Annotated in this window: 24 protein-coding genes; 17 read left to right on the plus strand and 7 right to left on the minus strand. The window is 62.4% G+C overall.

All coding sequences use genetic code 11. The features are described 5' to 3' along the window. Positions 1-4: 4 nt before the first annotated feature. Complete coding sequence (locus ACCO56_RS17260) at positions 5-1,102, minus strand: hypothetical protein (RefSeq protein WP_433642033.1); 1,098 nt, start codon at positions 1,100-1,102, stop codon at positions 5-7. Positions 1,103-1,354: 252 nt separating this feature from the next. Here ACCO56_RS17260 and ACCO56_RS17265 point away from each other — a divergent pair, with 252 nt between their 5' ends. Next, positions 1,355-2,011 (plus strand): TetR/AcrR family transcriptional regulator, encoded by a 657-nt coding sequence (locus tag ACCO56_RS17265; protein WP_433642035.1) that lies wholly within the window; start codon positions 1,355-1,357, stop codon positions 2,009-2,011. After that, positions 2,008-2,529 (plus strand): VOC family protein, encoded by a 522-nt coding sequence (locus tag ACCO56_RS17270; protein WP_433642036.1) that lies wholly within the window; start codon positions 2,008-2,010, stop codon positions 2,527-2,529. The genes ACCO56_RS17265 and ACCO56_RS17270 overlap by 4 nt, the downstream gene beginning before the upstream one ends. A 220-nt stretch (positions 2,530-2,749) precedes the next feature. On the opposite strand, the gene ACCO56_RS17275 is transcribed toward ACCO56_RS17270, so the two are convergent. Both ACCO56_RS17275 and ACCO56_RS17280 read right to left on the minus strand, forming a co-directional pair. After that, positions 2,750-3,631 carry an SDR family oxidoreductase gene (locus ACCO56_RS17275; protein WP_433642037.1) on the minus strand — a complete coding sequence of 294 codons (882 nt, stop codon included), beginning with the start codon at positions 3,629-3,631 and terminating at the stop codon, positions 2,750-2,752. Continuing rightward, positions 3,628-4,836, minus strand: a complete 1,209-nt coding sequence (locus tag ACCO56_RS17280) for an acyl-CoA dehydrogenase family protein (protein WP_433642038.1) — start codon at positions 4,834-4,836, stop codon at positions 3,628-3,630. Before ACCO56_RS17280 ends, ACCO56_RS17275 begins: the two co-directional genes overlap by 4 nt. A 224-nt stretch (positions 4,837-5,060) precedes the next feature. Between ACCO56_RS17280 and ACCO56_RS17285 the strand changes: the two genes are divergently transcribed. From ACCO56_RS17285 to ACCO56_RS17325, 9 genes are all read left to right on the plus strand, one after another. Then, a complete protein-coding gene (locus ACCO56_RS17285) occupies positions 5,061-5,843 on the plus strand; it encodes an enoyl-CoA hydratase-related protein (protein ID WP_433642039.1) in 783 nt (260 codons plus the stop codon). Positions 5,844-5,848: 5 nt separating this feature from the next. After that, positions 5,849-7,666: an acyclic terpene utilization AtuA family protein gene (locus ACCO56_RS17290; protein WP_433642040.1), complete on the plus strand. Its 1,818-nt coding sequence runs from the start codon at positions 5,849-5,851 to the stop codon at positions 7,664-7,666. Beyond that, positions 7,663-9,147, plus strand: a complete 1,485-nt coding sequence (locus ACCO56_RS17295; RefSeq protein ID WP_433642041.1) for an acetyl-CoA carboxylase biotin carboxylase subunit — start codon at positions 7,663-7,665, stop codon at positions 9,145-9,147. Before ACCO56_RS17290 ends, ACCO56_RS17295 begins: the two co-directional genes overlap by 4 nt. A gap of 2 nt (positions 9,148-9,149) precedes the next feature. Further along, the gene (locus tag ACCO56_RS17300; protein WP_433642042.1) at positions 9,150-9,653 is read left to right on the plus strand and encodes a biotin/lipoyl-containing protein; all 504 of its coding nucleotides are present in this window, start codon (positions 9,150-9,152) and stop codon (positions 9,651-9,653) included. Between the two features lie 4 nt (positions 9,654-9,657). Beyond that, positions 9,658-11,265, plus strand: coding sequence for an acyl-CoA carboxylase subunit beta (locus ACCO56_RS17305; RefSeq protein WP_433642043.1), 1,608 nt, complete (start codon positions 9,658-9,660; stop codon positions 11,263-11,265). 2 nt (positions 11,266-11,267) lie between these two features. Next, on the plus strand, positions 11,268-11,870 hold the full coding sequence (locus ACCO56_RS17310; RefSeq protein ID WP_433642044.1) for a 2-hydroxychromene-2-carboxylate isomerase: 603 nt from the start codon (positions 11,268-11,270) through the stop codon (positions 11,868-11,870). After that, entirely contained in the window at positions 11,867-12,637 is a 771-nt protein-coding gene (locus ACCO56_RS17315; RefSeq protein WP_433642045.1) for an enoyl-CoA hydratase-related protein, read from the plus strand. Before ACCO56_RS17310 ends, ACCO56_RS17315 begins: the two co-directional genes overlap by 4 nt. A gap of 154 nt (positions 12,638-12,791) precedes the next feature. Then, a complete protein-coding gene (locus tag ACCO56_RS17320; protein WP_433642047.1) occupies positions 12,792-13,427 on the plus strand; it encodes a transglutaminase domain-containing protein in 636 nt (211 codons plus the stop codon). Positions 13,428-13,456: 29 nt separating this feature from the next. Beyond that, entirely contained in the window at positions 13,457-14,638 is a 1,182-nt protein-coding gene (locus tag ACCO56_RS17325) for an acetyl-CoA C-acyltransferase family protein (RefSeq protein WP_433642048.1), read from the plus strand. A gap of 319 nt (positions 14,639-14,957) precedes the next feature. Here the strand turns inward: ACCO56_RS17325 and def are convergent, their stop codons facing one another. Further along, positions 14,958-15,488 carry a peptide deformylase gene (def, locus tag ACCO56_RS17330; RefSeq protein ID WP_433642049.1) on the minus strand — a complete coding sequence of 177 codons (531 nt, stop codon included), beginning with the start codon at positions 15,486-15,488 and terminating at the stop codon, positions 14,958-14,960. A 103-nt stretch (positions 15,489-15,591) separates the two neighbouring features. On the opposite strand from def, the gene ACCO56_RS17335 reads away from it, so the two are divergent. Continuing rightward, positions 15,592-16,842, plus strand: coding sequence for a DNA recombination protein RmuC (locus ACCO56_RS17335; protein ID WP_433642050.1), 1,251 nt, complete (start codon positions 15,592-15,594; stop codon positions 16,840-16,842). A gap of 11 nt (positions 16,843-16,853) precedes the next feature. Here the strand turns inward: ACCO56_RS17335 and ACCO56_RS17340 are convergent, their stop codons facing one another. Beyond that, a complete protein-coding gene (locus ACCO56_RS17340) occupies positions 16,854-17,816 on the minus strand; it encodes a cation diffusion facilitator family transporter (RefSeq protein ID WP_433642051.1) in 963 nt (320 codons plus the stop codon). Positions 17,817-17,934: 118 nt separating this feature from the next. On the opposite strand from ACCO56_RS17340, the gene ACCO56_RS17345 reads away from it, so the two are divergent. Together ACCO56_RS17345 and sugE are read left to right on the plus strand one after the other, a co-directional pair. Then, positions 17,935-18,060: a hypothetical protein gene (locus ACCO56_RS17345; protein WP_433642052.1), complete on the plus strand. Its 126-nt coding sequence runs from the start codon at positions 17,935-17,937 to the stop codon at positions 18,058-18,060. 154 nt (positions 18,061-18,214) lie between these two features. Beyond that, on the plus strand, positions 18,215-18,529 hold the full coding sequence (gene sugE, locus ACCO56_RS17350) for a quaternary ammonium compound efflux SMR transporter SugE (protein ID WP_433642053.1): 315 nt from the start codon (positions 18,215-18,217) through the stop codon (positions 18,527-18,529). Between the two features lie 61 nt (positions 18,530-18,590). Here the strand turns inward: sugE and ACCO56_RS17355 are convergent, their stop codons facing one another. Then, on the minus strand, positions 18,591-19,016 hold the full coding sequence (locus ACCO56_RS17355; RefSeq protein WP_433642054.1) for a DUF6481 family protein: 426 nt from the start codon (positions 19,014-19,016) through the stop codon (positions 18,591-18,593). 216 nt (positions 19,017-19,232) lie between these two features. Here ACCO56_RS17355 and ACCO56_RS17360 point away from each other — a divergent pair, with 216 nt between their 5' ends. From ACCO56_RS17360 to ACCO56_RS17370, 3 genes are all read left to right on the plus strand, one after another. After that, positions 19,233-20,303, plus strand: a complete 1,071-nt coding sequence (locus ACCO56_RS17360; protein WP_433642055.1) for an LLM class flavin-dependent oxidoreductase — start codon at positions 19,233-19,235, stop codon at positions 20,301-20,303. A gap of 71 nt (positions 20,304-20,374) precedes the next feature. Continuing rightward, positions 20,375-21,202, plus strand: a complete 828-nt coding sequence (locus tag ACCO56_RS17365; protein WP_433642056.1) for an arylamine N-acetyltransferase family protein — start codon at positions 20,375-20,377, stop codon at positions 21,200-21,202. Further along, entirely contained in the window at positions 21,199-22,197 is a 999-nt protein-coding gene (locus ACCO56_RS17370) for an LLM class flavin-dependent oxidoreductase (RefSeq protein ID WP_433642057.1), read from the plus strand. Before ACCO56_RS17365 ends, ACCO56_RS17370 begins: the two co-directional genes overlap by 4 nt. Here ACCO56_RS17370 and ACCO56_RS17375 read toward each other — a convergent pair. Then, a complete protein-coding gene (locus ACCO56_RS17375) occupies positions 22,190-23,389 on the minus strand; it encodes a lytic murein transglycosylase (RefSeq protein ID WP_433642389.1) in 1,200 nt (399 codons plus the stop codon). The genes ACCO56_RS17370 and ACCO56_RS17375 overlap by 8 nt on opposite strands. Positions 23,390-23,470 lie beyond the last annotated feature (81 nt).

The following is a 23,470-nucleotide window of genomic DNA, read 5'->3' on the forward strand; positions in this document are numbered from 1 at the left end:
ACGATCACTTCGCCAGATACTCGGCAACGCCCGACGGCAGCTTGCCCCCTTCGGCCTGGATGAGCTCGGCATAGAGCTTCGCCGTCGCCCGCGCCGGATGCCCGTTCGCCTCGGTCTTTTCGATCCAGGCGACCCATGTGTCGGCAGCCGCCTTGTCTATGTGGGCCTTCATGGCCGGCGACAGATCGTTGATCGACACGAACGACCCGCCATCCTTGCTGATCGACTCCTCCTTGACCGTGCCGACCCGCGCTTCCCATTGTTCGGCGTTCTTCGTGCCGATGGCGCGCGCCGTCTCGTCCCAGAGCTTCTTTTGTTCGTCGCTCAGCTGGTCCCACATCTCGTTGCTGACCGCGAGGTAGCTTTCCCAGTGGCCGATGGAGACATCGACGATCGAGTGCCGCAACAGTTGCTGGAGCGAATAGGACGGCCAATCGGAGATGGCGATAATAAGCCCTTCGATCGTGCCGCGCGAGGCCGCCTCGAAGGCCTGCGAACCCGGCATGGTCACCGGCGTCGCGCCCAGCTTTTCCAGCACGATGGTATGAAGGGCGGAGCCGGCGCGAAGCGGCAGACCGTGGAGATCCGCCGGCTCCTTCAGGACCTTCTTCACCGTCGAGATCGAATAGGGCGCCGTCGCGCCGAGGGCCCATGCGCGAATGCCCTTGTCGGCGATCTCGTATTGGTAGAAGGTCTTGCCGTCCTTCAGTTCCACGTCGGAGTCGAGGAGCTTCTGGAAGGCCCGCGTCACCATCGGCGAATCCGTGCCATAGGTCGGCAGCTGGGTGACATCGGACAGCGGGAACCGGCCCTCGTGATAGGGCGCCAGCAGCGGCGCGGCGACATGGATGGTGCCGCTGTTCAAGCTGTCCAACTCCCGGCCGACGGCGGTCAGTTCGCCTGCGTAGAACCGCGTGAACGTGATCTCGCCATTGCTTCCCTGCTCGATGGCGTCGGCGAAGGGGTCCATGTGGCTGCCGACCCAAAGATGCGGCTTGCCGAGACCCGTCGATATGATGAACTCCGCGGCTCCGGCGGTGCCCGTCAGCACTGCGCCAAAAACAGCCGTCGCGGCAAGCAATCTGCGTGCGTATGCGAACATTGTCCTCTCCCCTTGGGACAGCCGGGATCGTTTCGAGACCAAAGCTCGATCGAACGGCTCGACATTGGAAAAAACCGGCCTCCACCGGTCTTGCGGCGCCCCTCTCACATTGCCTCCGGGCATCACTCCTCCAGGAGCGCTCGCAATGGTCATGCTACGCGTATTTCCGGTTTTGTAAACAAAAATGAATCATGAGTCATAATTCATTTCGGTTTGACAGCACCGTATGCTGCCCGTAGGCTCGCGGCGATCATGGCAGACTCGAATCCGGCAGACACACTAAGCATAGCCCGCGACGCGGGAACCAAGCCGCGCCTGACGCGCGCCGAGAAGGCAGAAGCCACGAGGGTGCGGTTGTTCGAGGCCGCCATCCAGATCGTGGGTGAACAGGGATATGCCGGCGCCTCCGTGGCCCTGATCACCGGGCGGGCAAAGGTGGCACAGGGAACTTTCTACAATTACTTCGAATCACGGCAGGACCTGCTCGATCAGCTCCTCCCAGCGATCAGCGAGCAGCTTCACGAGATGATCCGGGCAAAAGTCATGACGGCCCCGGACGATCCGCTGGAGCGCGAGCGCGCCCGCCTATGCGGCTTCTTCGAATTCCTGGAAAAATCGCCTCATCTCTTCAAGATCCTGAGCGAGGGGATGGTCCAGGCGCCGACCGGCTTCCGCCGCCATCTGGAGATGCAGACAGCAAGCTACCGCCGCGCGCTCGAATACGAGAGGAGGCGGGGCAATCTGAGAATCGAGGATCCGAATGAAATCGACGTCGTGACGCAGATGCTGCTGTCCACCCGCGAATATCTGAGCGGCCGCTTCTGCTATGTCGACGGCCAGTTCGTCCGTCCGTCGGACTTTGTAGCGGATACCTATATCAAGCTGCTCAGGGGCCAGATCTTCAAGTGAGCGAGACCACGGCCTCAATCCAAGGTGACGTCCCTTGCTTCTTCCACATCAACGTGAACTGCACCGATTTCGAGCGCTCGCTCGCCTTCTATCGGTTGATCGGCTTCGAGATCGTTCTTGATTTCACTGCCTGCGGCGATGCCAGCTTCGGCGAAGTCGGGCTGGGCCCCGTGCTGAGACTGCCGGACGACTGCGACGGCAGAGCCGCCATGCTCATGCTGAAGGGCGACCAAAGGGGCATGCGGCTCGACCTGATAGAATGGCGCTCGCCGCATGAGCCGGCACATCCGCGGCGCAGCCTTGCCCAGCCCGGCATTGGGCGGATCTGCTTGCGAACCTTCGACGCGGCGGCTGTCCACGCCCGACTGAGCGAGGCGGGACATACCTGCTACAGCGCGCCGAAGCTGATCACGCTGGGCGGCTCGCGGATAGAGGTCTTCTGCGCCGAGGATCCGGACGGCGTCGTCATCGAGTTCATGCAGTTCAAGGGACGAGCGCCGCAACAGACGCGGCAATGAGGATTGACCTTCGGGCAAGCCCCTCATCGGCTGCCGGCCACTTCTCCCCGTCAGGACGGGGAGAAGACCGATGTCGTCTCCACTTTCGCCAATCGCCCGCCGTTGGCGACTGGCGAAACCCAAGCGGCCGGCGTCTCTCTCCCCGTTCTTCACGGGGAGAGATGTCCGGCAGGACAGTGAGGGGCAACTCGATGGCGCGACCGCGCGATTGGCGGTCGATCTATCGCCCCTGGATATTAGCCGGCGTCTTGAAATAATCCGGCTTTCCGGTCGTCCAGGTTTCGCCCCAAAGCTGCCCACCGCCGTCGACCGTCAGAAGCTCGCCGGTAATGAACCTTCCGGACGGCCCGCCAAGGTATACGCAGGCTTCTGCTATATCCCAGGCATTGCCCACGCGCATCATCGGGTTCGACCGGGGGTAGGCGGAACGGGCTTCGGGCGTATAGGTCTTCCAGCCTTCCGTTTCGATTGCGCCCGGCGCGATGCAGTTGATCCGGATATCCAACGGCGCCCATTCCACCGCCACGCTACGGCTCAAGCCGATAACGCCGGCACGAGCAGCGATCGTGTGAGCGACCCCGTAAAGTCCGTGCGTCGTCACGACAACGATGTTGACGATACTGCCCGGCTGGCCGGTGTCTCGCCATTTGCGGGCCGCGGCTTGCATCATGTGCCAGGTGCCGTTCAGGTTCGTATTGATGACGGCGTTCCAGCCCTTCACGCTGAAGTCGATCGCCGGCTGCGGGAACTGCCCCCCCGCGCTGTTGACGAGGATTCCTGCACCGCCGTACTCATTCCAGACGCGATCGAAAAACGCGCCGACGGCTTCGGGTTCGCGAATATCGACAGCATGGCCGTTGCATGCGAGTCCTTGCGCACCGATGGCACGCACCAATTCGGCGATCTTGTCTTCGCTCCTGCCGGCCACGACCACATGCGCACCGAGCCGGGCAAACAGCCAGGCCGTGGCTCGGCCGATCCCGCCTGCCCCGCCGGAGACGATGGCCACCTGCCCCTTGAGGCAATCGGGCGCATAGACCGTTGGCCGGATAGCGAGGTCGGCGTCATTCAACCCGAACTTTTCCTCGGCCGCTGCGCTCATCGTTCTATGCCCTTGAGCAGTTCACCTGAAATGATCATCTTTCGGACCTCCGTAGTGCCGGCGCCGATCTCCATCAGCTTGGTCGAGCGGAACAGACGGTTGATCTCGGATTCCCAGATGTAGCCTGTACCGCCATGAACTTGCACGGCGAGATCTAGCACCTTGTGCGTCGCCTCGGCCGCATACATCACCGAGGCCGCCGTAAGCGTGTGGATATCGCCTCGGCCGCCGCCGCCAACCTCGAGAGGCGCCGCTGCCGCAAGGACGCGATAGGTGAAGCTTCGGATGGTCTCGACATGGACATACATGTCGGCGAGCATCGATTGAACCATCTGGAAGGAGCCGATCGGCTTGCCGAACTGCTTGCGCGTTTTTGCATAGTCGACCGAAAGCTCCAGCGCCCGCTCGGCAATGCCGAGACAAAGGGGCGAGATCATGGCTCGCTCGAGGTCGAGGCCGCTCATGACCACGGCAACCCCGCGATTCTCCCCGCCGACGAGATTCTGCGCCGGCACGCGGCAATCCTCGAACAGGAGCTCGCCGGTCTGGCTGCCTCGATAGCCCATCTTGTTCAGCTTCTGAGCGACCTTGAAGCCGGGCATGCCCTTCTCCACGATGAAGGCAGAAATACCGTGAGCGCCTTTCTCGCGATCGGTCTTGGCGTAGACCAGCAGAACGTCGGCGACGGGTCCGTTCGTTATGTATATCTTGCTGCCGTTGAGCACATAGTGGTCGCCCTCCCGCCGTGCCGTGGTGCGCATGGATCCCATGGCATCCGAACCTGCTCCGGGCTCGGTCAGGCCTAGCGCCCCAACCTTCCTGCCCGAACAGAGATCGGGCAGGAAGCGCCGCCGCTGTTCGTCCGTGCCATTACGGTAGATGTTGTTTGCACAGAGATTGTCGTGAGCCACCCAGGCGAGCGCCATCGCGTGATTCCAGCGGGCCAGCCCCTGCAGCACGAGGCCGGCAGCCACGAGATCGAGGCCGGCTCCCCCATATTCCTCTGGTATCGTGATCCCGAAGAGCCCGTTCTCACCGATTTTCGCAAAAGCCTCTTCAGGCCACCACTCCTCGTTGTCCATACGTTCTGAGAGGCCATAGAGCTCGTTGCGCGCGAAGCGGTCCGCGTTTTCGAGGATCATCCGGTGATCGGCGTCCAAGTCGAAGAGGTTCGGCTTGTCGTTTCGCCCTATGATATCGTTCATTCAAATCCTCCCGCGATGATAATGCCGGCAAGCATCGCCGTGTTCGTTAATGAGATCATTTCATCATACGAAGCGCCACGCAATGTCAATTAGCCTTCAACAGAAAAGCCACCTTGAAGCGCTTTTGATATTTTTCAGGCAAAACTCATGCGGCCTGGTTGACAACGCTGATGAACTGAAATCATTTGTTCTGGATCCTAACGGGAAAGGATGTGGGGGAGACAATGGCCGAACCTGTGATCATCGAGACGCGAGACTCCGTCCTGTGGGTCAAAATCAACCGCGAGGAACGGCGCAATGCCCTCAACGAAAAGGTCGCGCAGGGTATCCAGACCGGGCTGGACAAAGCCGAAGTCGATCGCGAGGTGCGAGCAGTCGTCATAACCGGCGCCGGTGACAAGGCGTTCTGCGCCGGTGGAGATCTTCAGCTCCAGGCGGACGGAACCCCGTTCACCATCGACGTGGCAGACCCGCGCCACTATGTGGCCCGCCTCCTGAGACGCATGGATGCCTGCCGGCTTCCGCTGATCGCGAGGGTGAACGGCCACGCGCTTGCTGGCGGGTTGGGCCTGGTAAGCGCCTGCGACCTTGTCGTCGCACGCGAAGACGCGCTTCTGGGGGTCACGGAAGTGAAGGTCGGGCTTTTCCCGATGATGATCCTGCCCTTCCTGCTGAGGACTGTTTCTTATCGCCGCCTGATGGAGCTCTGCATCACGGGCGAGACGATCACCGCGCGCGAAGCAGTTGCGGAGAACATCGTCAATTACGCCGTGCCTGCAGCCGAGCTCGACGAAAAGCTCGATTGGCTGCTTGCGCGGATCACCGACAAATCGCCGACAGGCATTCGCTTGGGCAAGCAGGCCCTGGCCAAGATCCGCGAAATGTCGACGGACAGTGCGCTGGAGTACGCGCAGTTCATGCTGGCCAATATGGCCCGCACGAAGGACGCCAAGGAGGGCTTCACCGCCTTCAACGAGAAGCGCAGCCCGAAGTGGACTGCGGAGTGAAGGGCATGGACAAGATCGTTCGCATCGGTTGCGGCGCCGGCTTCTGGGGAGACAGTCCGGAAGGCCCGGCACAACTCGTCCGTTCCGGCGAAATCGACTATCTCGTGATGGACTATCTGGCCGAGATCACCATGTCGATCCTCGCCCGCATGAAGGCGAAACGTGGAGATCTGGGCTACGCCACGGACTTCGTGACGATGGTCATGAAGCCATTGGCCCGAGAGATTGCAGACAAGCGAATTCGCGTGGTCACGAATGCCGGCGGTGTCAACCCGGATGCCTGCCGCGAGGCATTGCTTGCCGTTTTCGGGGAGCTGGGCATCGACCTCAAGGTCGCGGTGGTCCGCGGCGACGATCTGTCGGCATCCTCGGAACGCTACCGCGGAGCTGGGGCAGTCGAAATGTTCTCCGGTGCTCCAATGCCGGAACGCCTGGCGAGCATCAACGCCTATCTCGGCGCCTTCCCGATCGCCGCAGCGCTGGGCGCCGGTGCGGATATCGTCATAACCGGGCGGGTCGTCGACTCGGCCATCGTACTCGGCCCATTGATTCACGAATTCGGGTGGAAGCCGAGCGACTACGACCTGCTTTCAGCGGGCAGCCTGGCCGGCCACGTCATCGAGTGCGGCACGCAGGCGACCGGCGGCATCTTTACCGATTGGCGCGACGTGTCCGGTTGGGACGATATGGGTTTCCCGATTGCCGAATGCGCTGCGGACGGAACCTTCGTCCTCACGAAGCCTTCCGGCACCGGCGGCCTCGTGGCACCACCTACCGTAGCCGAACAGATCGTCTACGAGGTCGGAGACCCGACCCGCTATCTCCTGCCCGACGTGACAGCCGACTGGAGCGACGTCGTGCTCGAACAGGCAGGACCGGATAAGGTCCGCGTGTCGGGCGCACGCGGATCGGCTCCTACTGACAGCTACAAGGTGAGCGCCACCTTCGCCGACGGGTACCGCGCCTCAGTGACCATGATGATCGCAGGTCATGAAGCGGTGGCAAGAGCCCAAGCCACTGCAGACGCAATCATCAAGCGATCGGAACGGATCATGCGCGCTGCGGGCTTCGACGGCTTTGCGGACACATCCGTCGAGATCCTCGGCAGCGAGTCGAACTACGGAGCACACGCAAGAACAGGCGCCACCCGTGAAATCGTGCTCAAGATCGCGGTGCGACACGCGAGCAGGGACGCGCTCCAGATCTTTGCCCGGGAGATCTATCCGGCTGCAACCGCGATGGCGCAGAGCATCACCGGTTTCGCGGGCGGGCGCCCCGAGCCGCAGCCTGTGGTGAGGCTCTTCTCGTTTCTCGTGCCGAAGACGGATGTGGATGCCAGCTTCGAGCTAGATGGGAAGACGGAAACGATCGCGCCCCATCTGCCGAACGGTTCGGTCGAGACCGTTGCCGGAGGCGTCAGCGCGGAGCTCCCGCCCGCTCCCGACGCGATTGCCGTCGTCCCGCTCGTCGCGCTGGCCCACGGCCGCAGCGGAGACAAGGGCGACATCGGCAATATCGGCATACTGGCACGACGCCCGGAGTTCTTGCCATGGATACGCCGCAGCGCAACACCCGAAGCGGTCGGCCGTTACTTCAGCCATTTCGTGAAAGGCCCGGTAGAGCGCTTCGAGTGGCCCGGTCTCAGGGGATTGAATTTCCTTCTGCACGAAGGTCTTGGCGGCGGCGGCATAGCCTCGCTCCGCCATGATCCACAAGGCAAGGCCCTGGCGCAGATCTTCATGGACTTCCCCGTCGAGGTTCCCGCGTCCTGGATCGAGAAGGGCGGGCCCCTCGAGAATTGGAGCAAGGAACTGACTGCATGATCGACCCGCTCTTCAAGAAGGTTCTGGTCGCCAATCGAGGCGAAATCGCCTGCCGCGTCATGCGAACGCTCGGCGAGTTGGGCATTCGATCCGTCGCCATCCATCACCGTGTCGAGGCACATGCCAAGCATGTACGAATGGCCGACGAGGCGGTGGAAATCCACGGCGACACCCCTGTCGCGGCGCATCTCGACATCGACCAGATCGTCGCTGCGGCGCGTTCGACCGGCGCCGACGCAATCCACCCCGGCTATGGATTCCTGTCGGAGAATGCGGGTTTCGCCTCGGCCGTCGCCGCGGCAGCAATCGTCTTCATTGGACCGGATGCCGAAACAATCTCGCTGATGGGCGACAAGATCTCGGCGAGAAACTTCGCCGCCGAGCATGGCGTGGCGGTGGCGCCGTCGGTCATGCCCACCAGCGATATCGATGCATTCGCAAGTCAGGCCGAAACCATCGGATTTCCTCTGCTCATCAAGGCAGCCGCCGGCGGCGGCGGCAAGGGAATGAGCATTGTCCGCAACGCTGCAGATATGCGGGAGGCCGCCCGCCTCGCTTCCAGCGAAGCCCAACGTTATTTCGGCGACGGCCGGGTCTATGCCGAGACCTATGTCGAGCGGCCTCGTCACATCGAGGTCCAGGTTCTAGGCGACGGGAAAGGTGGCGCGATCCACCTGTTCGAGCGCGAATGCTCGGTACAGCGGCGTTTCCAAAAAATCGTCGAGGAAGCCCCGGCCGCTGCCTTGAGCCAGGATTTGCGCGACGCAATCTGCGCCTCGGCCGTGCGGCTGGCGTCCGCCGCGAAATACAAGAACGCAGGCACCGTCGAGTATATTCTGGGCGCCGACGGCCGCTTCTTCTTCCTCGAAATGAATACCAGGCTTCAGGTGGAGCATCCTGTGACCGAGATGATCACGGGGCTCGACCTCGTGCGCGCCCAGATCGAGATCGCGGCCGGCAAGGGCCTTCCGCTGACCCAAGCCGACGTCAAAGCGCACGGCCACGCGATCGAATGCCGCGTATGTGCGGAAGATCCGGACCGGGATTTCATGCCGGAAACAGGCACCGTGCAATATCTCGGCGTGCCCGAGGAGAATTGGCTGCGTTTCGAAAACGCGCTCGACCAGGGGCAAAAGGTCACGGCCGACTTCGACCCGATGCTCGCCAAACTCGTCGCCCACGGCAGTGATCGCGGCGAAGCGATCGATCGTTCGATTGCCGCGCTCGATGGCCTGTCGCTGCTCGGCGTGAAGACGAACATAGACTATCTGGCCCGCGTACTCGACAGCAACGCCTTCCGAAGGGGCGATCTCCATACCGGTTTTGTACTCGAGCACCGGCACGAGCTTCAGACCCCGCCGGTCCCGGCGCCGGTTCTTGCGCAGGTTTTGGCCGCCGCCGTGCTTGGTTTCCGCGACTTCCAGGAGCTCGCCGTGGGGACACCCGAACCCTACGCGGCCATCGGCGGATGGAGGAACTGAGAATGAGCATCAAGCTCGCCCTCGATGGCAAGATCCACGACGTGACCATCGCACGACGGCGTCCTCACCTTGTTCTCCTGATCGATGGCGAGGAGCATGAGGTCTCGGAACTTCCGGGACTGGGGGACGGACGCAAATCGATGTCGATCGGTGGCCATCGTATCGACTTTGCCCGCGCGGTTCTCGGACAAAGGCAGGCCGTTCGGCTGGGCGGGCGCACATTCGAGATCGACTATGTCGACCCGTTTTCCGACAGCACAGCTACCGGCAGTGGCCAGGACGTGCTCAAGGCGCCGATGCCGGGAGCGGTCGTTTTCGTTCACAAGCAGCCTGGCGATGCCGTCACGCGTGGCGAACCGGTGGTCACCATCGAAAGCATGAAGCTACAGACAGCCCTCCCCGCGCCGCGTGACGGCGTGGTGGCGAATGTTCTGCGCCTCGAGGGGCAGACATTCGAAAAGGACGAAATCATCGTGACGCTCGAATCCGAGAGCGAGAAGGCCTGATCACATGCGTAAAATCCAGTCGATGATCAGCACGTCTTCACCGGACTTTCGCAAGTTCGACGCGCATAATCGGCGTATCGTGGCCGAGTTTCGCGCCAAGCAGGAGGCGGCCCGCCACGAGCGCCCTGCCCGCGACCTGGATCGCTTGGAGAAGCAGGGTAAGATGCGGCCGCGCGAGCGCATCCAGAAACTACTCGATCCCGGTACGCCTTTCCTCGAGCTTTCGTCGCTTGCGGCCAACATGGAGTATGATGGCGACTCCCCGTCTGCCAGTTCCATCGTCGGCATCGGCGTGGTCTCCGGGCGGGAGGTGATCATTCGTGCGGATGACCCGACGGTAAAGGGCGGAGCCTGGTACCCGCTGACCGCCAAGAAAATCGTGCGGGCGCTGGACATCGCGATGGAGAACCGGTTGCCGGTGATCCACTTGTGCGATTCCGCAGGCGGGTTCCTGCAGCTCCAGTCCGAGGTGTTCCCCGACAAATACATGGCTGGCCGGATCTTCAGAAACCAGTCGATCCTATCGAAAATGGGTGTGAAGCAGCTGGCGCTCGTCTTCGGTCACTGCACCGCCGGCGGTGCGTATATTCCCGGGCTTTCGGACTACAGCGTGATCGTGCGCGGCACAGGCGCTGTCTTCCTTGGCGGCCCTCCGCTGGTCAAGGCGGCGACCGGTGAGGAAGTCACGGTGGAGGAGCTCGGCGGAGCCGACATGCACACCAGCGTCTCGGGAACTTGCGATTATCCCGCCGCGAACGAAGAAGAGGCGATCCACATGGGGCGCGAGATCGTCGCGCAATGGGACCGGCCGAAGAAATGGGACTGCCAGCGGGAGGCGTCTGAAGAGCCCGCCTATGATCCTCAAGAGATCTATGGGATCGTCCCCGACGACATCAAGAAGTCCTTCGACATGCGCGAGATCATCGCACGCATCGTCGACGGCAGCCGCTTTCACGAATACCAGCCCAATTACGGCACGACGCTGATCTGCGGCTTTGCCAACATATGGGGCTACAAGGTCGGCATCCTTGCCAACAATGGCGTGCTCTTCAACGACTCGTCGCTGAAGGGCGGGCACTTCATCGAACTGTGCAATCAGAACAACACGCCGCTGCTCTTCCTGCAGAACATCACCGGCTACATGATCGGGCGCGAATACGAGCGGCGCGGCATCACCAAGGACGGCGCCAAGATGATCATGGCGCAAAGCTGCTCGCGCGTTCCGAAGTTCACCGTGATGTGCAACGGCTCCTTCGGCGCGGGCAATTACGGCATGTGCGGGCGCGCGTTCGACGGCAGGTTCCTGTTCACCTGGCCGAACCATCAGATCGGCGTCATGGGCGGCGACCAAGCCGCGAATACGCTGGCCGAGGTGAAGATAAATCAGATGAAACGGAACGGCGGCACGGTCGACGAGGGCGAGATCCAACGCCTCTGGGAACAAACACGCTCCGCCTACCAGGAGCAGCTTTCGGCTTACTACTCCACTTCGCAGATGTGGGATGACGGCATCATCGACCCCGTCGACACGCGCAATGCGCTCGGCATCGCAATCTCAGCCTCGCTGAATGCCCCGCTCGGCGAGGCCGGCTACGGCGTCTTCAGGTTCTGAGCATGGCAGGACCGATCCACTTCTACTTCGACTTCGCATCGCCCTATGCCTATTGCGCGGCTGGCGAAATAGAGAGGATTGGCAAGGAATTCGGCCGAGCAGTCGAATGGCGTCCGATCCTCATGTGGGCAGTGCTCAAGGCGCACGGTATCGCGCCGCCAATGGACGTATCCGCCAAGCGAGCCTATTTCCTCAAGGACATGCAGCGTTCTGCCGCCTTTTTCGGCCTCGCCTACCGGCATCCTGCCAAGCTGCCCCTCTCTTCTCACCTGGCTGCACGCCTATTCCATGCGACAGCCAAAAACGACCCGCGACTGGCAATCGCCCTGGCTCACCGTCTTCTCCCAGCCTTCTTCGCCGAGCAAAGGGACATCTCCGATGAAGTCACACTCGCCGGTCTTGCCGCCGAAGTGGGCATCCCCGCGGATGCCGCCGCCGATCGCATGAAGGGAGCACTCGGGCGCTCGCTTCTCGAGACTGCTGTCCAGGAAGCGATCTCGGCCCAGGTGGTGGGCTCGCCATATTTCCTGGTAGACGGCGAAGGATTTTTCGGAGCTGACAGGCTTCCGCAATTGCGCTGGTTCCTGGGCGGAGGAGGACGATGACGACATTCGAGGACATCACCTACAACCTGGCTGACGGCATCGTTCGTATCGCCGTGAACCGCCCGGACAGGCTGAATGCCTACCGCAACCAGACTGCGGACGAGCTGCGTGAAGCGATTGTCCTGGCCGAAGCGGAGGGTACCGCTCGCGCCGTCCTGATGACCGGCGAGGGTCGAGCCTTCGGTTCGGGCTACGACCTCTCGACTGTCCGGCCGGACGAGGTTCCCGCTCTGGACGATGTGTTGGAGCGGCACTTCAACCCCCTGGTTCGTGCCATGCGCCAGTGCCGACTGCCGATCGTCGCTGCGGTCAACGGACCCTGCGCCGGTGCGGCCGTCGGTATTGCGCTGGCCGCGGATATCGTGCTGGCCAACCGGTCGAGCTATTTCTACGAGCCGTTCGTTGGCATTGCGTTGGTGCCGGACGCCGGCAACACGCTTTTCCTGTCGCGAATCCTCGGAAGAATTCGTGCCTCCGGAATGATGCTGCTCGGGGACCGCATCTCCGCGGAAAAAGCACTCCAATGGGGTCTTTTGTGGGAGGTGGTCGACGATGCGGAACTCGAATCGGCAGCGACGGCCGTCTGCACCAAGCTCGCACAACTCGACCCCGAAGCGCTCGCCGGCACTAAGCGCCTCATTGCCGCTGCGGCGGACTTCGCGACAGAAGAGCAGCTCGATCTCGAGCGCGACCTTCAGGGAGAGGCCGGACGCTCGCCGGCGATGAAAGCAAAGATCGCCGCCTTCTTCGCCAAACGAAAGGGCTAGCCGGGTGAGCGGGGCTAGACTAGACAGACAGCGGGCGGAGAGGTGCGAGTTCCGCAACCTTCCAACCATTTTTCGTATCGCGCCGGCATCGTGGGTATAGCAGTCTCGTCCTCTTCATGACGACCGACTACGGAGGAATGCGATGGAAGAAGCGTTGAGATCGACACGATTCATCGACGCCGACAGCCGAACCGTGGAAGATTTTGCCGCCGCTCACGCAGGCTCCGGCGACGCACGCTCGAAAGCGGTGAACCTCTACTATGCGTTGCGCGATTCGATCCCGTATGACATGCGCACCTTCGGATTGGATGAACACCAGTTCATAGCCTCGAATGTCCTGACCGTCCGATCGGCCTTCTGCGTGCCGAAGGCCATCGCCTTGGCAGCTGCGGCCCGCGCGGCCGGTATTCCCGCGAAACTCGGCTTCGCGAATGTCCGGAACCATCTCACGTCGCCGCGCCTCGCCGCTCTGATGGACGACGACATTTTTCGATGGCACGCCTACACGTCGCTGTTCCTGGATGGTACGTGGGTCAAGGCGACCCCCGCCTTCGATATCAAGCTGTGCGAGCGACACGGTGTGCTGCCGCTCGAATTCGACGGGCGCACGGACTCCATCTTCCATCCGTATGACAGGGATGGTCGCCAGCACATGGAATATGTCGATTTCATCGGCGAGTTTGCCGACATGCCCTTTGACGACTTCGCATCCGAGATGCGGGCTGCCTATCCTCGCCTGCTGAAGGTGCTCGACGAGGACCGGGCACGAGCAGCCCGATCGAAGAACTGAACAATTCCGATCGAAAATTGGCAGGGAAAATGACAGAAGCAGTCTACATTCTTTCCGGAGTCCGCACCGCCATCGGCACCTTCGGCGGCACCTTGTCGAACGAGATGCCTGCGTCGTTGGGCGCCGCCGTTGCATCCGAGGCGGTGAAGCGCGCCGGCGTGGAGGCGGGGGAAATCGGGCATGTGGTTTACGGAAACGTGATCCCGACCGGTCCGAAGGACGCCTATCTCGCGAGGGTCGCGGCAATCGACGCCGGCATTCCAAAGGAAGTTCCGGCGATGACGCTCAACCGGCTCTGCGGCAGCGGTGCGCAGGCTATCGTGTCGGCTGCCCAGAACATCATGCTTGGCGACACGGACATGGCGCTCGCAGGCGGGGCGGAGGTGATGAGCCGCGCGCCGCATTATGTTCAATCCGCCCGCTTCGGCCAGAAAATGGGCGACGTGGCGATGGTGGACGGCCTTACGGGCGTGCTGACCGATCCTTTCGGAAACGGCATCATGGGGGTCACCGCCGAAAATGTCGCCGAGAAATACCAGATCTCTCGACAGGACCAGGACACCTTCGCTCTGGAGAGCCAGCGCCGGGCAGCGGCTGCTATCGAGGCTGGGCATTTCAAATCGCAAATCATGCCTCTCGAGGTCGCCGCCGGCCGAAAGACGGTGACGTTCGATACGGACGAACATCCGAAACCCACCACCACTCTCGAGACGCTGGCCTCGCTCAGACCGGTCTTCAAGAAGGACGGCATGGTGACCGCCGGCAACGCATCCGGCGTCAATGACGGCGCCGCCGCTGTCGTTCTTGCCTCGGAAAGCTATGTGAACCGGAGCGGCGCAAAGCCGCTCGCGCGGATCGTGGCCTATGCGCATTCCGGGGTCGAACCCGCCATCATGGGCATCGGACCCATCCCGGCCGTCCGTGCCCTGGTAGACCGGGCAGGCATCAAGCTCGCCGACTTCGACGTGATCGAATCCAATGAAGCCTTCGCGTCACAGGCTCTGGCGGTGAACCGCGAGCTCGGGCTCGACCCGGATAAGGTCAATCCGGACGGCGGCGCGATCGCGCTTGGCCATCCCGTCGGCGCAACGGGCGCGATATTGACGGTTAAGGCGATCTACCATCTGCAGCGCACGGGAGGTCGCTACGGCCTCGTCACCATGTGCATCGGCGGCGGACAAGGCATCGCTCTTGCAATAGAGCGGGTCTGATACCACTGGCCGATAAGATTGACCGTTCGGTCAAGCCCCTCATCCGCCTGCCGGCACCTTCTCCCCGTGAAGAAACGGGGAGAAGGACGATGTCGTCGTTGCTCTCGCCAAATCACCAACGTTGGTGGCTGGCCAAGCCCAAGCGGCCGTCGTCTCTCTCCCCGCGAATTTGCGGGGAGAGATGTCCGGCAGGACAGTGAGGGGCACCTCGCGACCGGTCAAAGACTAACGCCCGTGGTATGAGACAGTGGCTGTCGCAGCAGGAGCAGCGCTTCCGCCATGTAAATGGCGGCTCAATCGAAGCGCCTGGCGGTAGAGGCTAGCCTACCATCCGGCTCGGCGCCCTGTCGCGGGCGAGCTTCTTGAACTTCTTCACCACCATGTCACGTTTCAGCTTGGAGATGTGGTCGATGAAGAGCACCCCGTCGAGATGGTCGATCTCGTGCTGGAGGCAGGTCGCCATAAGGCCTTCGGCCGCAATCTCCTGGGCTTTCCCGTCACGATCGAGATACTTCACCCGCACCGAAGCGGGGCGTTCGACCTCGGCATAGTAGTCAGGGATCGACAGGCAGCCTTCCTCATAGACCGAACGGTCATCGGAGCGCTCGACGATCTCCGGATTGATGAAGATGTGCGGAGCCGGCGGTTCGCCCTCTTTGGCGAGGTCGATGACCAGGAGCCGGATCGGTTCGCCAACCTGGATCGCCGCCAGACCTATTCCAGGCGCGTCATACATCGTGTCCAGCATGTCGTCGGCGAATTTGTGCAAGCGGTTGTCGAAATGCTCGACCGGCTTTGAAACCTGACGCAGCAACGGATCCGGGAGGATGATGAGAGGCTTGATGGTCATGCGCCTCACCTAGGATGTCCCAGCTTGGGCGTCAACCGGCCGGCTCCGCATCCGTTCACGTTTTGATCTCTACTACGACATCCGAATCGGTTATGGTGCGACGATGAGCACGCTCATGGCCATCCTGTCGGAGCCCGTTGCCCGCCTCGGGGCGACGACGATCACACTCGGCCAAGTGATGGGCGGCACCGCACTTCTGATTTTCCTGCTGCTCTTCACGCTTTTCACCGCTCTCCTGCGATCGGCCAAGGCACGCGCGGTCGCTGCGGCCGAAGCCGCGGAGCACGCCCGGGACACCGAGGCGCGCATGGTCGACATTCTCCAGGCTCAGGCCGAGATGCAGGGGCGCATGGGAGCTATCGCCGAAGTCTTCGGCGCGCGCCAGGCGGAACTCACCCAGGCCATCGGCCAGCGACTCGATGCCATGACCGGCCGGATCGGCCAGACGATGGCGGATCAAACGAAATCGACCCACGAGAGCCTGGCGAAGCTCCAGGAACGGCTGGCCGTGATCGACACCGCGCAGAACAACATCCAGTCTCTGGCCGGGCAGGTCGTTCAGCTTCAGTCGATCCTTTCGAACAAGCAGACACGTGGCGCGTTCGGGCAGTCGCGTATGGAGGCCATCATCGGCGACGGCCTGCCTTTCGGCGCCTACGAGTTCCAGGCGACGCTCTCCAACGGCAGCCGCCCGGACTGCCTGGTCAGGATGCCCAACGATGCGCCCTCCCTCGCCATAGACGCCAAGTTTCCGCTCGAGGCCTGGAACGCGATCCGCGCCGCCGATGGCCTCGAAGCGCGCAAGCACGCCGCGCAGGCGTTCCGGCGGGACATCGAAGTCCATATACGCGATATCGCAGACAAATATCTGATTCCGGGGGAAACCCAGGATACGGCCTTCATGTTCGTGCCCTCCGAGTCCGTTTTCGCGGAGGTGCACGAGAATTTCGAAGCAATCGTTCAACGCGCGCTTCGTGCCCGCGTGGTCATGGTCTCGCCTTCCCTGCTGATGCTTTCCATCCAGGTCATCCAGGCCCTGCTCAGGGATGCCCGCATGCGCGAACAGGCCCATCGGATACAAACAGAGGTGGTCAAGATGATGGAGGATGTCGCCCGCCTGGATGAGAGGGTGCGCAAGCTGCAGGCACATTTCGGCCAGGCCTCAAAGGACATCGAGGACATCCTGGTCTCTTCGACAAAGGTCACGCGGCGCGGACAGAAGATCGAGGCACTGGAATTCGCCGGCACGGATCCTGTCGAGGAGAGCAAGGAAAGCGACGGCAAGGCGCAGCGGGCTGCGGAATCCCGTACCGGGCAGCTCCGTCTGCGGGTGGTCGACGGCGACGATGGATAGGCTTGCAATGGTCAGAGAGCGCCGCCCGACGCTTCGCCGATCGCCTTGCGCCGTTCCTGCCAGCGTGCCGCCGTCTGCGGCTTGACGAAAAGCGCATTCACTTGGGGGACTTCCCGGGCGAGCCGGGCTTCTATCCTTTCCACGCAGGCTTCGATCTCGGGCGCCGTTAGATGATCGGCAAACTCGATGCTGAGATTGGCCACGATCTGCTCGGGTCCGATGTGGGTGGTGAGCAGTCCGTTCACCGCCTCGACAGCGGGATCGGCTCTAGCCGCCGCCAGTATGGCCTCCTGAACGTCCGGCAAGGCTGGTTCACCCATCAACAAGCCCTTGCTCTCCCGCGCGAGGAAGATCGCCGTCAAGCCAAGGATAAGGCTGATGCCAATGGATGCTGCCCCGTCAAGCTCGTGAATACCCGTGAGTTCTGCCGCTAATATGCCTGCAAACGCAAAGGCAAGCCCCAGCAAAGCGGCGCTGTCCTCGAACAGCACGGTGTAGACGCTTGGATCCTTGCTGCGCCGGACGGCTTCCAGATAGCCGAGCCTGCCTTTTCCACGCGCGAATTCCTTCCGTGCGACCCACCAGGAAGCGCCTTCGAATAGGAAGCAAAGGCCGAGCACGACATAGTTGACCATGGGATTCTCGACCGCCACGGGATCGAGCATATGCATGATCCCCTCATAGAACGCGACGCCCGCACCCAGCGCGAAGACCAGGAGCGCGACGATGAAGCTCCAGAAATAGAGCTCCCGACCATAGCCGAACGGGTGCAGCAGGTCTGGAGGACGGGCTGACCGGCGCAATCCATGAAGCAGGAGCAGGCCATTGCCGGTATCGACAAGGGAGTGCACCCCCTCCGAAAGCATGGCCGAGCTTCCAGTCAGGAACGCTGCCGCGAATTTGGTCAGGGCGATCAGCAGATTTCCCGCAAGTGCGGCGTAGATGACCTTGGTCGAACCGGAATGTGCCGCCATCGTCTCCTCGCTTCAGGGAGACTAGACTGACGCGCGCCAGCCTCAAGAGGATTCTACCTCTTGCGCCTCGCGCATCTTCGCGTTTCACTTTTCTTGCCACAGTCGAGAGGAGCGAATCATGGCAAAGGGTCAGATGAAGCCAGGCAAGGAAGCTCGCAAACCCAAGAAGGATGCGAAGAAACCTTCCGCGACGCCTGCCATCAAGGCGCCACCGGTTCACGCGATCAGATCCAAGGAGAAGTGAGGAAAACCGGCATCGGGAAAGCCGCAAAACGCTCGGCTGAAAGCCCGGCGTATCTATTGAAGTTGGTTTTGCGATTGCCTATTTCACTGCCCGGCAAGGACGACCTTGCCTTGTCGGAACAGCCGGGACGACCCGCGCACCAACGGAGCGTTCCATGGCTTGGACTTACCTTTTCTTCGCCGGCCTTTTCGAGATCGGTTGGGCAATCGGTCTCAAATACACCGACGGCTTCTCGAAGCCGTTGCCCACAGCCTTGACCGTTGTTTCCATGATCATCAGCCTGGGCCTGCTTGGCCTCGCGCTGAAGACCCTGCCTGTCGGCACGGCCTACGCGATCTGGACCGGCATCGGCACGGTCGGCACTGCGTTGCTCGGCATCTTTCTGCTTGGCGAGCCGGCGACAGCGATCCGCCTCGCCTGCATCGCGCTTATCGTGTCGGGAATTGTCGGCCTGAAACTGGTCGCATGAAATCAGGCGGAGCGAACCGGGTTCGCTCCCCCTGATCTAATCCAATTCGGCAGGACGTCGTTCAGGCGTAAGGCTTGGGAGGCTGACGGCCGACGCGAGCCTTGCGAGCCGCATAACGCGCGTCGCGCTTGGCCTTGCGCTCGGCCTCATCGGCCAGAACGCGAGCGATGCGTTCGTTCTCTTCGGCCTCGCGCTTCCTGGCGTCCTCGCGCGCTGCCTCTTCGGCGATACGCCGCGCCTCGGCCTCGGCCGCCTCGCGTTCGGCACGCTCCTTGGCCTCGCGCGCCAGCCGCTCCTGCTTCAGGCGCTCCTTCTCGGCTTCACGGATGGCGCGCGCCTCGAGGATTGCCTTGCGCTCCGCCTGGCGTGCCAGCACACGGGGATCGTCATCCGCCGGCTTTGCCTTGAATTTTTCGAGAAGCGCCTTCTTGGCATCGTTCGCTGCGTTTCGGCGCTCGTGGAAGTCCTTTTCTCTATATACTGCCAATTTTTATATGCCCTGCTTTCAGTCTGCGCCGCTTACATACTGACGAGGCTGCGGAGTTCAAGCGTCAAAACAGCATTTCTGCCGCGAAAAACCGTCGCTGTTGCGTCTCGGAAACGCCACCAGCGGAAATAGACCGTTCACCATTCAGCCTCTGGATGCAGAGCCGGCTTGCCACTACGTGTGTGCGGCTCATCATCATCCCGACTGGACGATACTATGGAACTTGGCCTTTACACATTCGCCGATGTCAGCCCGGTTCCCGGACAGGGAATCAGTCCACGCCAGCGGCTACGCAACCTCGTCGAGGAGATCAAGCTCGCCGACGAAGTCGGCCTCGACGTCTTCGGCCTGGGCGAGCACCACCGGCCTGACTATGCGGCCTCGGCGCCGGCCGTCGTTCTGGCCGCGGCCGCCGAGCACACCCAAAAAATCCGCCTCACCAGCGCCGTCAGCGTGCTCTCGTCTGACGATCCGGTGCGCGTCTTCCAGCAATTCGCAACTGTCGACCTTCTCTCGGGCGGGCGCGCCGAGATCATGGCCGGACGCGGGTCGTTCATCGAATCCTTCCCGCTCTTCGGCTACGACTTGAAGGATTACGACACGCTTTTTGCCGAAAAGCTCGATCTGCTCCTGAAGATCCGCGATTCTGAAAAAATCACCTGGTCGGGTTCGTTGCGGGCGCCGATCGAGAATCGCGGCGTCTATCCGCGCCCCTGCCAAGGACGGCTGCCGATCTGGATTGCGGTCGGCGGCACACCACAATCTGTCGTGCGCGCCGCCCAGCTCGGCCTGCCCCTGGCTCTGGCTATCATCGGCGGCGAACCGGCACGGTTTGCCCCACTCTTCGAGCTATATCGCGAGGCGGCGCGACGCAGCGGCCACGATCCGGCCAGGCTCGCCACAAGCATCAATGTCCACGGCTTCGTTGCCGAGACGACAGAAAAGGCGGCTGACATCTTCTATGCGCCTCAAGCCGAAGTCATGGACCGCATCGGTCGCGAACGCGGCTGGGGACCGACGAACCGGGCGCATTTCGATCAGGCGCGCAGCCCGCGCGGCGCGCTGTTCGTGGGTAACCCCGAGACCGTGGCCGAGAAGATCGTCGCCCACCACAAGATCTTCGGCAACGACCGCTTCCTGCTTCAGATGGCTATCGGGGAGATGCCGCACGACAAGGTCATGAAGGCGATCGAGCTCTATGGAGCCAAGGTAGCGCCGCTGGTGCGGAAGGAAACGGCGAAAGAAAGCTCGATCGACGACGAGGAAACCGCGGATACGACAGCCTGACCCGCCGGTTGGTCCAGCCTTTGCATGGCGGGACCCGCGAGCCTATATCGATGCGGCACCCGGAGCCGCCGATGTCGGATATCGATCTTGCTGCCTATTTCCATCGCATCGGCTATGACGGCCCGCGAGCCGCGACGCTCGACACGCTGCGCTCGCTGCATCGGCTCCATCCCCAGGCGATCGCCTTCGAGAATATCGATCCCTTCCTGCATCTCCCGGTGGAACTCGAACTCGCCGCTTTGCAGCGCAAGTTGCTGCGGGGAGATCGTGGCGGCTATTGCTTCGAACAAAATCTCCTGTTCATGCACGTGCTGCGGGCGATCGGCTTCAGCGTATCTGGGCTCGCCGGTCGCGTGCTCTGGGGGCGGCCGGAAGACAGCATCACACCGCGCAGCCATATGCTGCTCAGAGTCGAACTCGACAGACAGACCTGGTTGGCCGATGTCGGGTTCGGCGCCCTGACCCAGACGGCACCGCTGCTTTTCGAGCCAGGCACCGAGCAACGGACGCCGCATGAAGTGTTCCGGATCGCAACGAACGGCCAGTATTTCCGCATGCAGGCGAATACAGGCAACAATTGGCGAACCCTTTATCGTTTCGACCTTCAGGAACAGTTCGAGGTCGACTACGCGATCACCAACTACTTTCTGTCGACAAGTCCCACCTCGCATTTCCGCACGGGGCTGATCGCGGCGCGGCCCTTTGCTGACGGTCGCCACACGCTGGCCAACAACCGCCTGACGACGCACCGCCTGGGCGAAGAGAGCGTCAGGCGCGCGCTCACTTCCGCCACCGAGATCATCGAGGTGCTGCACACGCTGTTCGCGGTGACCGTCTCCGATCCCGCCGCCTTCGAAGCCGCGCTGCGCCGCGAATGCATACTGGAGCCCAAACCATGACAGAGCTGTCCGTCCTAGATCTCTCGCCGGTCATCGAAGGCGGCGACGTCTCCCAATCGTTGCGCAATACGATCGATCTCGCCCGGCATGCCGAGAGCCTGGGCTACAAACGCTATTGGCTGGCGGAGCATCACAACATGCCTGGCATCGCCAGTGCCGCGACATCGGTCGTCATTGCCCATGTCGCGGCGGGCACGTCCACAATCCGCGTCGGGGCCGGTGGTATCATGCTCCCCAACCATGCGCCGCTGGTGATCGCCGAGCAGTTCGGCACGTTGGCCGCGCTTCATCCCGGCCGTATCGATCTCGGCCTCGGACGCGCGCCGGGCACCGACATGGCGACGGCTCGCGCGCTGCGGCGCAATCTCGAAGCCGGTGTCGACAGTTTCCCTCAGGACGTGACCGAACTGATGGCCTGGTTCGCTCCCGCCTCGGCCGATCAACGTATCCGCGCGGTGCCGGGCGAAGGCCAGGAGGTCGAAATGTGGATTCTGGGATCGAGCACCTACGGTGCCCAGCTCGCCGCGATTCTCGGGCTGCCTTACGCCTTCGCCTCGCATTTCGCCCCCGCCGAGATGGACCAAGCGCTCGACATCTACCGCTCGCGTTTCCAACCGTCGGAGCGGTTGTCGAAGCCTCACGTGATGCTGGGGCTCAACGTCTTCGCCGCCGAAACCGACGACGAGGCCCGGTTGCTCTTTACGTCGCTGCAGCAGGCCTTCGTTAATCTTCGCACCGGGCGGCCGGGCAAGCTGCCGCCTCCCGTGAAAAACTATGAGGAACAGCTCGATCCCATGGCACGGGCCATGCTAGGCCAAGCCCTTTCAGCCGCCGTCGTCGGCTCGCCCGAGACCGTGAAGCGTGGACTTCAGGATTTCATCAGACGCACGGGCGCGGACGAATTGATGGTGACCGCACAGATATTCGATCATGACGCGCGCCGGAAATCCTTCGAGATCCTCATGGAGGTCCATCAGGAACAGGCGACTACCTGACCGCGCCGACGATCTCCTGGTCGGGGAAACATGTCGGCGCCCTTCCGTTCCTGGCCTGCCAGTCCCCGATGGACCTGCGGGTCTTGAAGCCGGGCAGGCCGTCGGCGCCGCCGACGTCGTAGCCCTTCGCTTCGAGAGCCTTCTGCAATCCGGCTATGTCGGAACGGTAGAGGCCGCCGACCTTGCCCCAGCGGCCGGCAAAGCTGCGGTCGCCATTGGCGATGCGGTCGGCGCCGTGGCCGATGAACAGCGCGTAGAGATCGCTCTCGTTGTATTTCTTGAGCACGTAGAAATTCGGCGTGACGATGAAAGCCGGGCCGTTGCGGCCCGCCGGCATGAGCAGGAAACCTTCCGCCCGTGCCTCCCTGGCCGGGAACGCCTTGCCGTTGACACGTGCGATGCCCATCGCCGCCCAATCGGAAATCCTGCGACCTTGATCCGGACCTTCGAAGGCACAGCTCACGCTTTCGGGAACGGCCACCTCGAAGCCCCAGTCGCGACCCTTCACCCAGCCGTAATGCACGAGATAGTTGGCGATCGAGGCCAGCGAATCCGGCACCGAATTCCAGATGTCGCGAACGCCGTCGCCGTCGAAATCGACGGCATGTTCCAGGAAGGAGGTCGGCAGGAACTGCGGCTGGCCGAGGGCGCCGGCCCAGGACGATTTCATCATGTTCCGGCGGGCGAGCCCACGCTCGACGATCTCCAACGCCGCCAGCACTTCCTTGCGAAACATGTCCTTGCGCGTAGCCAGGAACGCCTTGGTGCCAAGGACCTCAAAGGCATTGTAGGGGATCTTGGCCGTGCCAAAGCCGGATTCACGTCCCCAGATCGCCAGCACCACGCCCGCCGGCACGCCGTAGCGCTTCTCGATCGCGGCCAGCGTCTTGGCATATTGCCCGGCACGCGCCCGGCCTCCCGAGGTAACCGCCCCGATCGTCTTTTCGGCGAAATAGTTGCCGGGCGATCCGAATTCCGCCTGATGCTGCTTTCTCGGCGTCTTGGGTTTCTGGCCCGGCATGACGAGGTCGGGCAGGTCGAGATTGGGCTTCACACCGGAGAAGGCCGAGTCGAACGTCGCCTTCGAGATGCCGCGTCTCTGGGCGTCCGGCCAGAGATCCTGCGCAAGCCAGGCGCGAAAGAGCGCATCGACGTCGGCAGCACCGGCAGTGGTTGGCGTGAACAGGGTCATGCATAGGACCACCGCCGGCAGGAGGATTTTCAGTCTTGCCAACGAATGGATGAAATGGCGGCGACGGTCGGGGGCGTTGCG

This window comes from Mesorhizobium sp. 1B3 (assembly GCF_050958605.1).
In the GTDB taxonomy this organism is placed as follows: domain Bacteria; phylum Pseudomonadota; class Alphaproteobacteria; order Rhizobiales; family Rhizobiaceae.